Genomic DNA, 14,316 nt, shown 5'->3' with positions numbered 1-14,316 from the left:
ATTTTCCCTTACTCAGACGTACACACCAGCAACGCCTGTTTATTAAACGAAAGAAGATACCTTCGACGATCCAACTTTCTTATTTTTACCATGAGATTTTTATCCTTGAGCTGCGGTAGAAATTTATTTATCACCGTGTCTTTTTTCCGCAGATGTAAATCATAATATCCCCCCTCTTTTTCATAATCGAAATCAAGAATGTCATTGACAGCTTGATCTTTCCCCAGACACCTCAACTTCCCTGAAAGCAACAGATACCCTTCGCCATTACCGTTTATTGCCATAAACAGGTCGAGCAAGTTTCTGCTACCACACTGATTAACAAGAGGTTCCATATCTAACTGTGCCCTGCAACTAAAGTCTTGCCTCTTATTCATGTTGCCAAACCAGAGAATACACAGTGAGAGAACCACCACCACCACCCAGCAAGGATAACGTTGCCTGATTAAAGACATTAGTTTATTTCTCTCATTTGAGCAGACCGTAATTAACGCATTCTCCTCCGCTGCTATTATCGCAGTAGGCTAAAATTTCTTTACCTGTGGAGCTTTCATTTACACTAACCTCCCGCCCGGACCAATAAAAAATATCTGCTTTACGGCCACAGTTTATTTTGTATTTAACAACATGGTTTTTTACTACTGAAAAATCATCCGCTGTTTTTCTTTTAACTCCGGAGTTATCCAGCAAATACACATTACAATTATTTATTTTAAAAGAATAATCACTTCGCACTAAAAAATGAAAAAACAGCAAAGGGGAGATTAATAAAACAAGTAACAACACGGTTAAAAGACTTACATTTCCCTTTCTGATAAATAAGAAAATAAAATTTATTTTTTTATTTAAGCTGTCATCATTGATTAAGCTATTCGCTAACTGCTTATTTCCCCCCGTAAAAATCTCACCTTCATCATTATCATCTGACATAATCTCGACGTCCGCACTAAGCATGAAGCCATGCCGGGGAATAGTAATGATCACGTCAGAGAACCCAAGATTAGACAAAGCCCTCCTCAATATTGACATGTAGTTATTTAAATTATTACCAGAGGATGACAAACCCTTTTTAGTCCAAAGATCATTCAGAATATGTTCTCTGCTTAATGGATTGTTATTATTCTCCACCATCAAGCAAAGCAATTCATTAGCAATCCGACTAAGCGTTAACATATCTACACTACCGTCAATCAAATACAACGTTCCATCATAGGAATTGTATTTTAAAGTCCCATTTATTAAGTAATTCACAACGCCACCTAATCATCCAGAATAATTGCCATCCTGAAAACCACAAGATAGCAACCTATTTACCATCTTAATTTTTAAGAAAAAACACATTTTAATCATAAACGAGCTATTGGTTTCTTTTAAAAGATACCAACATAAACCCAACAAAACACAGAGTATTAAACTAATAAATTAATTAATAACAAAATAAAAACCTATAAAAAAATAAAAAGACAATATATATTGTTATTAATCTTTCCATAATAATAAAATAACTCTAACGAAATGATGTATTAAAAATAAAAAACCCTAAAGAAAAACTTTAGGTGCTATTCCCGACTTGTAAAAAAGAGAAATTTAAAAAATGAACAGCATAGAACCAAAATCAGTAAAGTATGAAAATGAAAAACTCCTGTTAAAGGATAAGTATTTAATGATTAAAGATAGCAATATTATGGCTAAGGTTAGTAAAAACCAAAGAATCCTCATTCTGTGTTTGATGAATGAAATTATCGAAAAAGAAAAAATCATTCAAAATGTTTGGGGAGGAAACACATCCATGTCAAAAGAGAAGAATTATAATCAACTGGTTTTCCAAACCAGAGTTCTCCTGTCTAAACAAGGATTTCCCAACGATCTGATTATGACAATCCACAGATATGGATTGTGCTTTAACAAATTTTTTTTGAATTCAAACAAAACACCGAAGACCAATAGCATGGAAGATAAATACATAACAACTTCAGACATGCAGTTTTAACAGTTAATTTAAATTTACATCAGTATAAATACAGATAATTAATCGGGTCACCATAATAATTTCATAAACAAAGCATGATGAATACAGCTTAGTGGCCCAAAATCAAACCATCCATAATGGTTTGATTCGATAATTATTACAGCAAGGATAGTCGTTGAAAAGCTTAAAAAACATCACTACTAAAATTCACATAAAAATACCATGCTATAAAAGCATAAATAATAAATATAACACTATAATCTAAAAAAAAGATGGAAATAGAATTATATCCCTCAAAATTCAATGCGCTATGAAGATTGTTTGTGGCGAGAGCATTTCATAATCGACTCATAATGAAATGACAAAGACCCCAATTTACTAATTAAAAACACAATGACACATTTAAACGAAATTAAATCATCCCCAAAACCCAATGTCATAAATTAACTATTTTTGATGAAAAATATTTATTCTAGACATAAAAAAACCAGGAGAAAATGTATTATCCTGGTTATGGGTTCGCAACGCTGATCGAGCGGGTAAAAATTATAACTAAGAGTGACTACACACCAAACAAGGTACGCAGCGTTTTCGATACGGCCTGTTCGGCATTAGAACCAATGACTTCCAGTTCCGGCAACAAATCCTTCAGGCGCTGATGCGCATTCTCCATGATGTATCCTTTACCCGCCATGCTCAGCATCTCTTTATCATTCATCCCATCACCAAACGCGATGCACTCTTTCAGAGAAGAACCGAGAGACTGCGATACGGCATCCAGCGCATGGCCCTTAGAAACGCCACCGGCCATCACCTCAAGACATGTTGGCAGCGAAAAACTGACGTTGACCCGATCGCCCCATCGTGCGATCAGCGCCAGCTCCAGCGGAACCAGTAGCTCAGGATCATTACAGGTGAAAAAGACTTTGCTGATACCGTCTGTCGGCAGATCGCCGGGATGGTAAATCTGATAGTTGAAATCTGATTCTTTGAAAAAATCCATTTCATCGGGACGATGGCGATTCAAAAACCACTCTTCATCGCGATATATGTTGGTATAGATGTCAGGATTGCTGTGCTGCATAGCAAACAATTCGCGCGCAATGTCTTCATCGAGATTATGGCTGAAAACCAGTTCACCGGCGGTGTTATGCACACGTGCGCCATTAGAGGTGATCATAAAGGCGTCGATGCCCAGGCTATCACGCATCTGCGCGACATCAATATAGTGTCGGCCGGTGGCAAAAATAAAATGGATTCCCTTGCGAACCAGCAGCTGCAGAGTTTCGCGGGCAAAAGGGGAAAGTGTATGATCGGGAGATAACAGCGTGCCATCCAGATCTGAAGCAACAATACGGTACATAAAACCTCTGGTTAATATCATTTGGCGGGCAGGGCCCATCAGGTAACATAAACTTTGCGCAGCGGGTAATCAGGGATGGCGAGCGAAAAACGCCATAATCGTTTCCAGTGCCTCAGCCCGCATACTGTCTTTCTCAAACAGTATTTCATGGCGGGCGCCTGCGATAATCCTGGGAGCTCCCCCTTCACAGGGCTGTCCGGCGGCAACCATTGCCTGGCAAAAAAGATTTTGTGCTCTGTTATCCACGACCCTGTCTTCTTCTGCCTGTAGCAGCAGCAGCGGTGTTGAGATGCGGGATGCCTGCTGCAGGATCATCTTACCCGCCATCACCCCCTCCCTCACCCAATGATAGGTAGGTCCGCCGACACGAAGCCCGGGATCGTCAGCGTAAAAGCGCAGATTGCGCCGATAACGCTCGCGGCTGTGGGTCAGATGATTGAGGCCAAACGGTCGCGGACGCCATTTTCCTGTACCAATAGCGTAGCCCTCGCTGACTGCCGGGCGTTTTTCCGTCCAGTCCAGAATTCGATGGGCCATCCACTGCGGCATCGGCAGCGTGATGCCAAACATCGGCGCGGTTAATGCAGCGGCATCGAATGCCGCAGGCTGACGCGCCAGCATCAACGTGAGGATTGCACCGCCCATCGAATGCGCCAGGGCATAGCGATGACGATAATGACGAGCGACGATCTCTTTTAAATAAAGCGTTTCCAGATCGTCGACATAATCCTCAAAGGCCGCCACGTGGCCACGATGCGAATCCTGCAACAAGCGCCCCGATCGTCCCTGCCCACGATGATCGACAACGATCACATCATAGCCGCAGTGAAACAGATCGTAAGCCAGCTCAGGATATTTGACATAACTTTCGATTCGACCGGGACAGAGCAAAATAACCTTGTCATGTTGCGAAGAGATGAAGCGGGCATAGCGGATGGGCACGTTGCCAACACCGGCGAATTCATCTTCTTCGCGCTGCTGCCAAAAGCTCAGCAAAGGGCCCGTTGAAAAGGCCGCAAAAGACTGTTCACGGGTCAACCAGCCTGATTTACCAAGATCCATCAGACTTTTTCCAGAAAGATGTTTTACCATTCAGCAGGCCATTGTTACCCATAGCACAACGTTCAACATTCACGTATTGTGTCACAATTAAGCGTTTTTCGGGAGCTTTACCCATGACCATCGAATGGTGGCTGACTTACCTTCTGACAACCAGCATTTTGAGCCTTTCGCCAGGCTCTGGTGCCATTAATACTATGAGTACCGGTATCAGCCATGGCTATCGCGGGGCCGCTGCCTCCATTACCGGGCTACAGGTCGGGCTGTCATTGCATATTATCCTGGTTGGGATCGGCCTGGGCGCGCTGTTTTCACAATCGCTGCTGGCATTTGAGATCTTGAAATGGGCTGGCGCTGCCTATCTGGTCTGGCTGGGCATTCAACAGTGGCGTTCTGCCGGAGCCATCGATCTGAATGCCGTGGCGAAGGCGATGCCGCGACGTAAACTGTTCCAGCGGGCGGTTTTAGTTAACCTGACCAACCCGAAAAGCATCGTGTTCCTTGCGGCGCTGTTCCCCCAGTTTATCATCCCGCATCAGCCGCAGGCGATGCAGTACCTTGTGCTGGGCGTAACCACGGTGGTGGTCGACATTATTGTGATGATTGGCTATGCCACGCTGGCTACGCGTATTGCCGTCTGGATAAAAGGCCCGCAGCAAATGAAGCTGTTAAATCGAATTTTCGGTGGGTTATTTATGGCGGTGGGTGCACTACTGGCGTCGGCGCGGCGTATCGCCTGATTGAACGTAAAAGGGCCGGTCACCCGGCCCGCTCAACACGATGGTTAATCGTCATCGACACCGTCAACGTGATCCTTAATCATCAACAGGAACGGCCTGCCAAAGCGTTCCAGCTTTTTATGCCCCACCCCGTTAATACTCAGCATTTCTGAGGCCGTTAGTGGCATCTGTTCAGACATTTCAATCAGTGAAGCATCGCTGAACACCACATAAGGCGGGATGTTGTCCTCATCGGCAATCGCTTTACGCAGCTTACGCAATTTGCCAAACAGCTTACGATCGTAATTGCCACCCCATGATTTCTGGCTGCTGCTGCGCGGTTTTGCCGTCACCAGCCTTGGTACTGCCAGCATCAGCGGCGTTTCACCACGCAATACCGGCCTGGCCGCTTCCGTCAGCTGGAGCGCGGAATACATAGCGATATTCTGGGTGACCAGGCCAAGGTGGATCAGCTGGCGAAGTACACTGGTCCAGTGTTCAGTCGTCTGCTCACGACCAATGCCGTAAACCGGCAGCTTGTCGTGCTGCATGTCGCGAATACGCTGATTATTTGCACCGCGCAGGATCTCGACAATATAACCCATACCGAAACGCTGACCGACGCGATAAATACAGGAAAGCGCCTTCTGCGCCTCCACCAGCCCGTCATAGCGACGCGGCGGATCGAGGCAAACATCGCAGTTTCCACAGGCCTGTTGACGCCCCTCGCCGAAGTAGTTCAGCAGAACCAGACGGCGGCAAGTTTGCGCTTCGGCGAAGGCACCCATGGCATTGAGTTTATGGCGCTCAATATCCTGCAGCTGCCCCGGCGCTTTTTCTTCCAGGCAGCGGCGCAGCCAGGCCATATCTGCCGGATCGTAAAGCAGTAAAGCCTCCGCCGGCAGGCCATCGCGACCGGCGCGGCCGGTTTCCTGATAGTAGGATTCAATATTGCGCGGAATATCGAAATGCACCACGAAACGCACGTTGGGTTTGTTAATGCCCATACCAAACGCCACGGTGGCCACGACGATCTGCAAATCGTCACGCTGGAAGGCTTCCTGCACATGCGCGCGATGCGCATTGTCCATTCCGGCGTGATAAGCACCCACGCTCAACCCGCGGCTTTGCAGACGTGCGGCTGTATCTTCCACCTTGGCGCGGCTGTTGCAGTAAATAATGCCGCACGCACCGCGCTGATCCTGCACATAGCGTAGAAGTTGTTCGGTAGGTTTAAATTTTTCCACCAGCGTGTAGCGAATATTCGGGCGGTCGAAGCTGCTGATCTGAATCAACGGATCGTCTAACTGAAGCAGACGAACGATATCGTTTCGCGTCGTTTCATCCGCGGTGGCTGTCAGTGCCATCACCGGAACATTAGGCAGACGCTGTCTGAGCTGCCCCAGCGCACCGTACTCAGGGCGGAAGTCATGTCCCCACTGTGAAATACAGTGGGCTTCGTCCACCGCAAGCATCGCCGGGTTCCAGTGCGTCAGCTGGTCGAGGAAGTTATCCATCATCAGCCGCTCAGGGGCGATATACAGCATGCGTACTTTGCCAGTACGACAGCCTGCGATCACTTCCTGCTGCTGTTCACGGCTCTGCGTAGAATTCAGGCAGGCCGCAGACACCCCGTTTGCCAGCAGCTGATCGACCTGGTCTTTCATCAGTGAAATCAGCGGCGATACAACCAGCGTTAACCCATCGCGAACCAGTGCAGGAATCTGATAACAAAGAGATTTACCGCCACCGGTCGGCATAACCACCAGACAATCACGTCCGTCGAGCGATGCCTGGATTATCGTTTGCTGTCCCGGACGAAACTGCTGATAGCCGAAGGTATCGCGAAGTACCTGCTCTGCCAGCGTCTCATTATTGATTACTGCTGCCGTAGACACATTGTCCCCAATCTGAAGTGGTGTGAAGCGCTACCGGGCACTGCCTGCCCGATGGTGATGCCGGAACCGACGGTTGAGCAAGACTCAACCACAGCGAAGAATGATAACTCATGTCCGGAGTAAGATCTGGATTATCGCGAGCATTTTGCTTATTTGCGAAGCGGTTCGCGCCGTTTTGCTGCGTCACTTTTCATCGATGGCTCTGTCTGCGAAGCGGCTGCAAAACGTAATATTGCTGCGCAAAGCCGGGATCCAGAACAGGGGAAAACCGACTTTGGCTGGGTTTTATTCGCCGGGCAGTTGCGCCCGGCGAAGATGAAATCAGAACAGATCGTTAAGCGTTACGCCCACACCAACGCGAGTTTGACGATGGTTATAATCGATCAGCGATTCGCCGTAGCCGCTAAATACCTGGGTATAGAAGCGCACGTGTTCAGTCATCGGGTAACTCCAGCCCAGCTCCGCGCCGCCGTAGCCGCTGTTCCAGTTGTAGTTACTCTTCACACTGAAGATGCTGTCACCCATCTGATAGCCCAGCGTCAAACGGTAATACCCCATATATTTGGTGATATCGGGGTTATCGTCGTTGCTTTCACTTTCCGGCAGGCGATACCAGGGCTTCACTTCCACCAGCCAGTTGCCGTTTTGCGCCATCAGTCGGGCATAAACCCGGTTCCAGCTGCGTGAAGTGGGGTCGGAACGCCCGTTTGACTGGTGGTTGAGACCGGTTTCTACATCCCGCAGCGTCCAGCCACCCAGGCTGTAGTCGGTTGCCCAGCCGAGGAAAATCTGTGGCTCATAGTTGGTTTCACGGAACGGTGAAGATGCCCCCGCTCCACGGTTGGAGAGCTGCCACCAGGATTTCTGTGTATAGGAGGCCGCCAGCACGGAATTATCGCCCAGGATGCCGCGCCACAGCGGGAAGGCCAGGCTCAGCTGAAATTTCACCTCGTCGTGCTTGGCTTCATTACCCCAGTTGTAGGACTCAATCGCTTCCCGGTTGATATTGCTGGTATAGGTATAAAGCAGATAGTTGCTCTCGTAGGGATAGAGAACAAACGGGTTATCGTGTTTTTCCAGCAGGTTAGCAATGATGCTACCGGGAACCTCAGGCCGGTCATGAACTTCTTTTAGCGTCGCTTCCTGTGCCAGCGCAATTGTCGGAACCAGGAGTGCTGTCGCCAGCAGTCCTTTCAGCAGAGCCATAATTTACTCCCGGTGGGCGAATATGAAGATAAAAGCACGCCATTCTACACATAAAGTGCTGCCCGCTTTAGTGCTGTTTTCTGAAAGTGGAAAGCACTGCCAACGAAGCATAAGATACTCACCTCATTAACCTTTGATTTACTTTTCCCCGGCTTTACAGGATCACAATAATGTCAGCGTTACCTTTGGATCAGGCGGCAGCACGTCGGCTGATTGGCGAAATTTTTGTTTATGATATGCCCTTCAACCGCTCGCTCGGGCTGGAGCTGGATCGCCTTGAACCGGACTTTGCTCAGCTAAGCCTGGCGAATCAAACTATGCTGGTCGGCAACTATGCGCAGAAAATCCTGCACGGCGGGGTGATTGCCTCGGTGCTGGACGTTGCGGCGGGTCTGGTCTGCGTCAGCAGCGCGCTGACTCGTCAGCAAAGCATCACCGAAGAAGAGCTTCGCCAGCGCCTGTCGCGCATGGGCACCATCGATCTGCGCGTGGATTACCTGCGGCCAGGGCGCGGCGAGCGTTTTGTCGCCAGCAGTAGCCTGCTGCGCGGCGGTAACAAAGTCTCCGTTGCCCGCGTTGAACTCCATAACGATGCCGGTGTTCACATTGCCAGCGCTACTGCTACCTATATGATTGGTTAAGAAATGAATCCACAACAAACACGCCAGGGCGTGCTCTTTGCGCTAGGAGCGTATTTTATCTGGGGCGTGGCTCCGGTCTATTTCAAACTGATCCAGCAGGTACCCGCCGGGGAGATCATGACCCATCGGGTTATCTGGTCCTTCTTTTTTATGCTGGTACTAATCAGCATCAGCCGCAGCTGGCGTAATATCCGCGCCATTGCCGCCCAGCCGAAAAAGGTGCTGCTGCTGGCCGTATCTGCCGTGGTGATCTGCAGCAACTGGCTGCTGTATATCTGGGCGGTAAACAATCATCATATGCTGGAAGCCAGCCTCGGTTACTTTATCAACCCGCTACTAAACGTTCTGGTCGGTATGCTGTTTCTTGGCGAGCGCTTCCGCCGTTTACAGTGGCTGGCCGTTGCGCTTGCCACCTGTGGCGTGCTGGTGCAGCTGTGGAAGTTCGGTTCAGTACCCGTTATCGCGCTTGGCCTTGCGGCGACGTTCTCAATGTATGGGCTACTGCGTAAGAAAATTGCGGTGGATGCACAAACCGGCATGCTGGTTGAAACCAGCTGGCTGCTGGTTCCCGCTGCCGTCTATTTGTTCGCCATCGTCGACAGTCCCACCAGCCACCTCGGCAACAATGCGGCAAGCCTGAATATTCTGCTGGCCGCCGCCGGGATTATCACCACCGTCCCGCTGATGCTGTTTACCGCCGCCTGCACACGTCTGCGCCTCTCTACCGTGGGATTCTTCCAGTATCTTGGCCCGACGCTGATGTTCCTGCTGGCCGTGCTGTTCTACGGTGAGCAGATGACGTCAGATAAAGCCGTGACCTTCGGCTTTATCTGGGCGGCGCTCGCATTGTTTATCGCGGACGCACTCTGGACGCTGCACCGATCACCGTCGCGCATAGCGTGAAAGAAATCGGGCCATTGCCGGGCCGGTCAGCAGGATGGAGAACAGGCGTAGCGTCTGCATCGCCATCACAAAAGCCAGATCGACCCGGCTACCGGCAGCAATAATCGCAACGGTGTCCAGCCCGCCAGGGCTGGTCGCCAGATACGCCGTCAGCATGTCGACATGCAGTACCCGGGTCAGCATCCACGCCATCGCGCCGCACAGCAGCATCAGGCCGATAATCGACACCACCATTTGCGGTAACGTGCGCAGGGCCAGCAGAAAGACCGGACGCGTAAAACGCAGACCAACCGTCCAGCCAATCAGCGCATACGCCAGCGCCAGCAGCCACTCTGGCACCTGTAACGTTACCGTACCGCTGGAATGCAGAGTCGCCCCGATCAGCGCGGGCAACAGCAATGCGCCGGAGGGAATACGGAATTTCTGACCGAGCACCGCCCCGAGCACAATCACCGCCAGCGTCGCGGCAAACCCCCACCCCAGATGCGGAAACCACTCCAGCCCGCTGGACTGCGCGCTGTCGCCCAGGCTGATACGTGCCACTATCGCGGCAGCGGCAGCGACAAACAGCACGCGCAGATACTGCATAAATGCCACCAGTCGGGTATCCGCCCCAAAATCACCGGCCATTGCCACCATTGCGGATGCGCCTCCGGGGGAGGAACCCCACGCGCCGGTCGGACCAGGCAGGTCGCTGAAGCGCACCAGCAGATAGCCGGACAGTCCGCTGGCTGCCAGCGTGAGCAGAAGCACGGACAGGACGATGGGCCAGTCGGCCAGCAGCGGTTGAAGAATGGAAGGCGAAAGGCTCTGGGCAATCATGCAGCCCAGCACGGCCTGGCACAGTACAAACAGGCGTTTACTGATGCGGATCTGCGCACCGCTCAACCCCATTACCACGCCGACTATCATCGGGCCCAGTAACAGCGCAGCCGGTACATGAAAAACCTGCAGGACAGACCCCAACAGCAGCGATGTAATGAGCAGCAGCGCCCACTGGTATCGCAGGGATAACCGTTCCATAGAGTGAAGCGATCTCAGCTGAAATAAGAACTTACAGATTACCCGCAGCGTGGACGGAGTACCAGATCGTGAAACATTTTGAGAGAGTAAAGACCGGCCCAGCCCGATAAATCAGGCTGAGCCAACGGCAATCAGAGCCAGTTTTTACGCTTAAAGTAGGCGTACGGTGCCAGCCCGGCGAGGATCATCAGGGTAATGGCTCCCGGATAACCAAAGCTCCACCGCAGTTCCGGCATAAACTCAAAGTTCATCCCGTAGCTGGATGCCACCAGCGTTGGCGGCAGGAAGACTACCGATACCACCGAGAAGATTTTAATAATGCGGTTCTGCTCAATGTTGATAAAGCCCATTGCCGCCTGCATCAGGAAGTTAACCTTCTGGAACAGCGATTCGTTGTGCGGCAGCAGGGATTCGATATCCCGCAGGATTTCGCGGGCCTGTTCCAGCTGATTAACCGGCAGACGCGCTTTACGTACCAGGAAGTTGAGGGCGCGCTGGGTATCCATCAGGCACAGACGCACCTTCCAGCCGATATCTTCCAGTTCGGCCAGCGTAGACAGCGCGGCGTCAAACTCATCGCCCTGCTGCCCTTCCATAATGACCCGGCTAAGCTTTTCCAGATCGCTGTAGATATTTTCTATCTCATCGGCAAGCTGTTCGATTTTGGTTTCAAACAGATCCAGCAATAGCTCATAGGCATTGCCGTCGGTCAGAACCTGATTGCGCGCACGCATGCGGTAAAGACGGAAGGCGGGCAGCTCGCGCTCGCGCAGGGTGTATAAACGCCCTTCACGAATGGTAAACGCCACCGTTGAGTTACCGGCGTGATCTTCAGCATCTTCAAAGAAAAAGAAGGAGTGGATGTGCAGGCCGTCTTCGTCTTCGAAGAAACGTGCCGATGCTTCGATGTCTTCCAGTTCAGGACGGGTGGCCAGGCTCTGGCCCAGCTCGGTCTGGACGCGGTCTCGCTCAGCTTCTTCTGGCTCGATCAGATCGACCCAGACGGAGCCGGTCAGCTCTTCGCTGGCATCATCCAGCTCAAGACGGGTCAGACGGCTCTGGTCCAGTTTAAATGCGCTCAGCATAGCAATACTCCCAATTCGCAGTGACTAGTGGGACAGAGCGCTTGAACACGGGAAACATGCGTTTCAGTCAGCGAACAGATCTGACTCAGAGCGACGGGGAATGCGGTCGCCAACAACCACGAAGGCTATCGGCAAAAGAGGATAGCCTTAGGAGTTGTACCTGGTGTGCAGGTCAATGAGCCAGTATCTACTGGGTGTGTCCAAGGCGAATGTCCTCTTAGGGTAATGGTGGGCGCATGTTACGCTGAGACGAAAAAGGCGTCAAGCGGGCCCACCTTTCATCACAGCGCTTCCAGCTTCGCGTACGCAGCAACCAGCCATTTGATGCCCTGTCCCTGGAACGCCACCTGCAGACGGCTGTGTTCACCGCTGCCTTCCAGGTTAACAATCGTCCCCTCACCGAACTTGGCGTGGAGAACGCGCTGCCCAAGGGTAAAGCCGCTGTCGTTTTTCGCTACCGGCGTACCCATACGCTGATGGCTGACCGGGCGGCTGACGCTGGCGCGCAGGCGCACCTCTTCAACGCACTCTTCCGGCAGCTCTCCGACAAAGCGTGAAGGCCGGTGATAGACCTCTTTGCCATACAGGCGGCGCGTTTCCGCGTAGGTCAGCGTCAGCTTTTGCATCGCGCGGGTGACGCCGACGTAAGCCAGACGACGCTCTTCTTCCAGCCTTCCGCCTTCATCCAGCGACATCTGGCTGGGGAACATGCCCTCTTCCATGCCGACGATAAATACCTGCATAAACTCCAGCCCTTTGGCCGCATGCATGGTCATCAGCTGCACCGCATCCTGCCACTTATCCGCCTGCCCTTCGCCCGCTTCCAGCGCCGCATGAGAGAGGAAAGCCTGTAGCGGCATCAGGTCTTCATCTTCATCCTGATAGCTGTACTGACGTGTGGCGTTGACCAGCTCTTCAAGGTTTTCGACGCGCGCCTGGCCCTTTTCACCCTTTTCCTGCTCGTACATCAGCCACAGGCCGGAATCTTTGATCACCCGGTCAGTCTGCACATGCAGCGGCAGTTCGGTGGTTTCCTGCGCCAGCGAGTCCACCAGCTCAATAAATCGTTGCAGCGCCGAGGCGGCACGCCCTGCCAGCGCTTTTTCCTGCAGCAGCACGCGTGAGCTTTGCCACATCGTCAACTGACGCTCACGAGCGGTCTGCCGCACCACGTCGAGGGTACGATCGCCAATACCGCGTGTTGGCGTATTGATCACACGCTCAAAGGCGGCATCGTCATTACGGTTGGCAATCAGACGCAGGTAGGCCAGCGCGTCCTTGATTTCCTGACGCTCGAAGAAGCGCATGCCGCCATAAATGCGGTAAGGCATGCTGGTTTGCAGCAGCGCCTCTTCCAGCACGCGCGACTGGGCGTTGCTGCGATAGAGGATCGCGCAGTCATTCAGCGCCCCGCCGTTTTCCATCCACACTTTGATGCGATTAACCACAAAGCGCGCTTCATCCAGCTCGTTAAAGGCGCAATAGAGGGCAATCGGTTCACCGTCGCTGCCGTCGGTCCACAGCTCTTTGCCCAGACGGCCATTGTTATTGGCGATCAGGGCGTTAGCGGCTTTCAGAATATTGTTGGTGGAGCGATAGTTCTGCTCGAGGCGAATGGTTTCCGCCCCCGGGAAATCGTTCAGGAAGCGCTGGATGTTCTCAACCTGCGCACCACGCCAGCCGTAGATAGACTGATCGTCATCGCCGACGATAATCACCTTGCCACTGTCGCCGGCCAGCATGCGAATCCACGCATACTGAATGTTGTTGGTATCCTGGAATTCGTCCACCAGGATATTGGTGAAACGTTCGCGGTAGTGATTAAGAATATGCGGCTTGTTCAGCCACAGCTCGTGCGCGCGCAGCAGCAGTTCGGCAAAGTCCACCAGGCCGGCACGATCGCAGGCTTCCTGATAGGCCTGATAGATGCGTAACCAGGTCTGTTCAATCGGGTTGCCGTAGCTCTCAATATTTTTCGGGCGCAGCCCTTCATCTTTTTTGCCGTTGATGTACCACATGCCCTGACGTGCAGGCCACTGCTTCTCATCAAGATTCATCGCCTTGATCAGACGCTTCAACAGCCGAAGCTGGTCTTCACTGTCGAGGATCTGAAAATCCTGCGGCAGGTTGGCATCCAGATGGTGGGCGCGCAGCAGGCGATGAGCGAGTCCATGGAAGGTCCCGATCCACATGCCCCCCTGGCTGGTTCCAATCAGCTGTTCGATACGGTGACGCATCTCAGCGGCGGCTTTGTTGGTAAAGGTCACCGCCATGATGGAGTAAGGGGAACAGTTTTCAACCGCCATCAGCCAGGCAATACGGTGAACCAGGACGCGGGTTTTACCACTGCCGGCACCCGCCAGCACCAGCAGGTTGCTGCGCGGCGCGGCGACGGCTTCGCGTTGTTTGTCATTCAGGCTGTCGAGCAGATCGGAAACGTCCATAAGCAC

General features: G+C 51.6%; 14 protein-coding genes. 4 read left to right on the top strand and 10 right to left on the bottom strand.

The features are described from left to right. Positions 1–8 precede the first annotated feature (8 nt). Together IBT47_RS20920 and IBT47_RS20915 are read right to left on the bottom strand one after the other, a co-directional pair. Positions 9–455 carry a hypothetical protein gene (locus IBT47_RS20920; RefSeq protein ID WP_200562737.1) on the bottom strand — a complete coding sequence of 149 codons (447 nt, stop codon included), beginning with the start codon at positions 453–455 and terminating at the stop codon, positions 9–11. 13 nt (positions 456–468) lie between these two features. Beyond that, the gene (locus IBT47_RS20915; RefSeq protein WP_200562735.1) at positions 469–1,251 is read right to left on the bottom strand and encodes a helix-turn-helix domain-containing protein; all 783 of its coding nucleotides are present in this window, start codon (positions 1,249–1,251) and stop codon (positions 469–471) included. Positions 1,252–1,594: 343 nt separating this feature from the next. Between IBT47_RS20915 and IBT47_RS20910 the strand changes: the two genes are divergently transcribed. Continuing rightward, positions 1,595–1,990 (top strand): hypothetical protein, encoded by a 396-nt coding sequence (locus tag IBT47_RS20910; RefSeq protein WP_200562733.1) that lies wholly within the window; start codon positions 1,595–1,597, stop codon positions 1,988–1,990. A 541-nt stretch (positions 1,991–2,531) separates the two neighbouring features. On the opposite strand, the gene yigL is transcribed toward IBT47_RS20910, so the two are convergent. After that, entirely contained in the window at positions 2,532–3,332 is an 801-nt protein-coding gene (gene yigL, locus IBT47_RS20905) for a sugar/pyridoxal phosphate phosphatase YigL (RefSeq protein WP_200562731.1), read from the bottom strand. A 69-nt stretch (positions 3,333–3,401) separates the two neighbouring features. Beyond that, positions 3,402–4,394, bottom strand: coding sequence for a lysophospholipase L2 (gene pldB, locus IBT47_RS20900; protein ID WP_200562729.1), 993 nt, complete (start codon positions 4,392–4,394; stop codon positions 3,402–3,404). Between the two features lie 113 nt (positions 4,395–4,507). Here pldB and rhtB point away from each other — a divergent pair, with 113 nt between their 5' ends. After that, entirely contained in the window at positions 4,508–5,131 is a 624-nt protein-coding gene (gene rhtB, locus IBT47_RS20895; RefSeq protein ID WP_200547548.1) for a homoserine/homoserine lactone efflux protein, read from the top strand. A 44-nt stretch (positions 5,132–5,175) separates the two neighbouring features. On the opposite strand, the gene recQ is transcribed toward rhtB, so the two are convergent. Together recQ and pldA are read right to left on the bottom strand one after the other, a co-directional pair. Continuing rightward, positions 5,176–7,008, bottom strand: a complete 1,833-nt coding sequence (gene recQ / locus IBT47_RS20890; protein ID WP_105595157.1) for an ATP-dependent DNA helicase RecQ — start codon at positions 7,006–7,008, stop codon at positions 5,176–5,178. A 321-nt stretch (positions 7,009–7,329) separates the two neighbouring features. Then, on the bottom strand, positions 7,330–8,214 hold the full coding sequence (pldA, locus tag IBT47_RS20885; RefSeq protein WP_105595156.1) for a phospholipase A: 885 nt from the start codon (positions 8,212–8,214) through the stop codon (positions 7,330–7,332). A gap of 170 nt (positions 8,215–8,384) precedes the next feature. On the opposite strand from pldA, the gene IBT47_RS20880 reads away from it, so the two are divergent. Both IBT47_RS20880 and rarD read left to right on the top strand, forming a co-directional pair. Beyond that, a complete protein-coding gene (locus tag IBT47_RS20880) occupies positions 8,385–8,855 on the top strand; it encodes a thioesterase family protein (RefSeq protein ID WP_200547547.1) in 471 nt (156 codons plus the stop codon). Positions 8,856–8,858: 3 nt separating this feature from the next. Continuing rightward, positions 8,859–9,758 (top strand): EamA family transporter RarD, encoded by a 900-nt coding sequence (gene rarD, locus IBT47_RS20875; RefSeq protein WP_200562727.1) that lies wholly within the window; start codon positions 8,859–8,861, stop codon positions 9,756–9,758. On the opposite strand, the gene IBT47_RS20870 is transcribed toward rarD, so the two are convergent. From IBT47_RS20870 to uvrD, 4 genes are all read right to left on the bottom strand, one after another. Then, on the bottom strand, positions 9,738–10,781 hold the full coding sequence (locus tag IBT47_RS20870) for an AbrB family transcriptional regulator (protein WP_105595153.1): 1,044 nt from the start codon (positions 10,779–10,781) through the stop codon (positions 9,738–9,740). The two genes, rarD and IBT47_RS20870, sit on opposite strands and share 21 nt — an antisense overlap. Positions 10,782–10,912: 131 nt before the next feature. Beyond that, a complete protein-coding gene (gene corA / locus IBT47_RS20865; RefSeq protein WP_200547545.1) occupies positions 10,913–11,866 on the bottom strand; it encodes a magnesium/cobalt transporter CorA in 954 nt (317 codons plus the stop codon). A gap of 147 nt (positions 11,867–12,013) precedes the next feature. Continuing rightward, the gene (ysgD, locus tag IBT47_RS27380) at positions 12,014–12,070 is read right to left on the bottom strand and encodes a YsgD/CorL family protein (RefSeq protein ID WP_370569929.1); all 57 of its coding nucleotides are present in this window, start codon (positions 12,068–12,070) and stop codon (positions 12,014–12,016) included. Between the two features lie 77 nt (positions 12,071–12,147). Next, positions 12,148–14,310, bottom strand: coding sequence for a DNA helicase II (uvrD, locus tag IBT47_RS20860; protein ID WP_200562725.1), 2,163 nt, complete (start codon positions 14,308–14,310; stop codon positions 12,148–12,150). Between the last annotated feature and the right edge of the window lie 6 nt (positions 14,311–14,316).

It is taken from the genome of Erwinia sp. S43 (assembly GCF_016624745.1).
GTDB lineage: Bacteria > Pseudomonadota > Gammaproteobacteria > Enterobacterales > Enterobacteriaceae > Erwinia > Erwinia coffeiphila.
This window is presented reverse-complemented; position numbering and strand designations above follow the sequence as displayed.

Excerpts from the sequence above, each read along its gene's own strand:
- IBT47_RS20920 (WP_200562737.1), bottom strand. The coding sequence starts at position 455 with ATGTCTTTAATCAGGCAACGTTATCCTTGCTGGGTGGTGGTGGTGGTT.
- rarD (WP_200562727.1), top strand. The coding sequence starts at position 8,859 with ATGAATCCACAACAAACACGCCAGGGCGTGCTCTTTGCGCTAGGAGCG.
- pldB (WP_200562729.1), bottom strand. The coding sequence starts at position 4,394 with ATGGATCTTGGTAAATCAGGCTGGTTGACCCGTGAACAGTCTTTTGCG.
- rhtB (WP_200547548.1), top strand. The coding sequence starts at position 4,508 with ATGACCATCGAATGGTGGCTGACTTACCTTCTGACAACCAGCATTTTG.
- corA (WP_200547545.1), bottom strand. The coding sequence starts at position 11,866 with ATGCTGAGCGCATTTAAACTGGACCAGAGCCGTCTGACCCGTCTTGAG.
- uvrD (WP_200562725.1), bottom strand. The coding sequence starts at position 14,310 with ATGGACGTTTCCGATCTGCTCGACAGCCTGAATGACAAACAACGCGAA.
- IBT47_RS20910 (WP_200562733.1), top strand. The coding sequence starts at position 1,595 with ATGAACAGCATAGAACCAAAATCAGTAAAGTATGAAAATGAAAAACTC.
- yigL (WP_200562731.1), bottom strand. The coding sequence starts at position 3,332 with ATGTACCGTATTGTTGCTTCAGATCTGGATGGCACGCTGTTATCTCCC.
- pldA (WP_105595156.1), bottom strand. The coding sequence starts at position 8,214 with ATGGCTCTGCTGAAAGGACTGCTGGCGACAGCACTCCTGGTTCCGACA.
- IBT47_RS20880 (WP_200547547.1), top strand. The coding sequence starts at position 8,385 with ATGTCAGCGTTACCTTTGGATCAGGCGGCAGCACGTCGGCTGATTGGC.
- IBT47_RS20870 (WP_105595153.1), bottom strand. The coding sequence starts at position 10,781 with ATGGAACGGTTATCCCTGCGATACCAGTGGGCGCTGCTGCTCATTACA.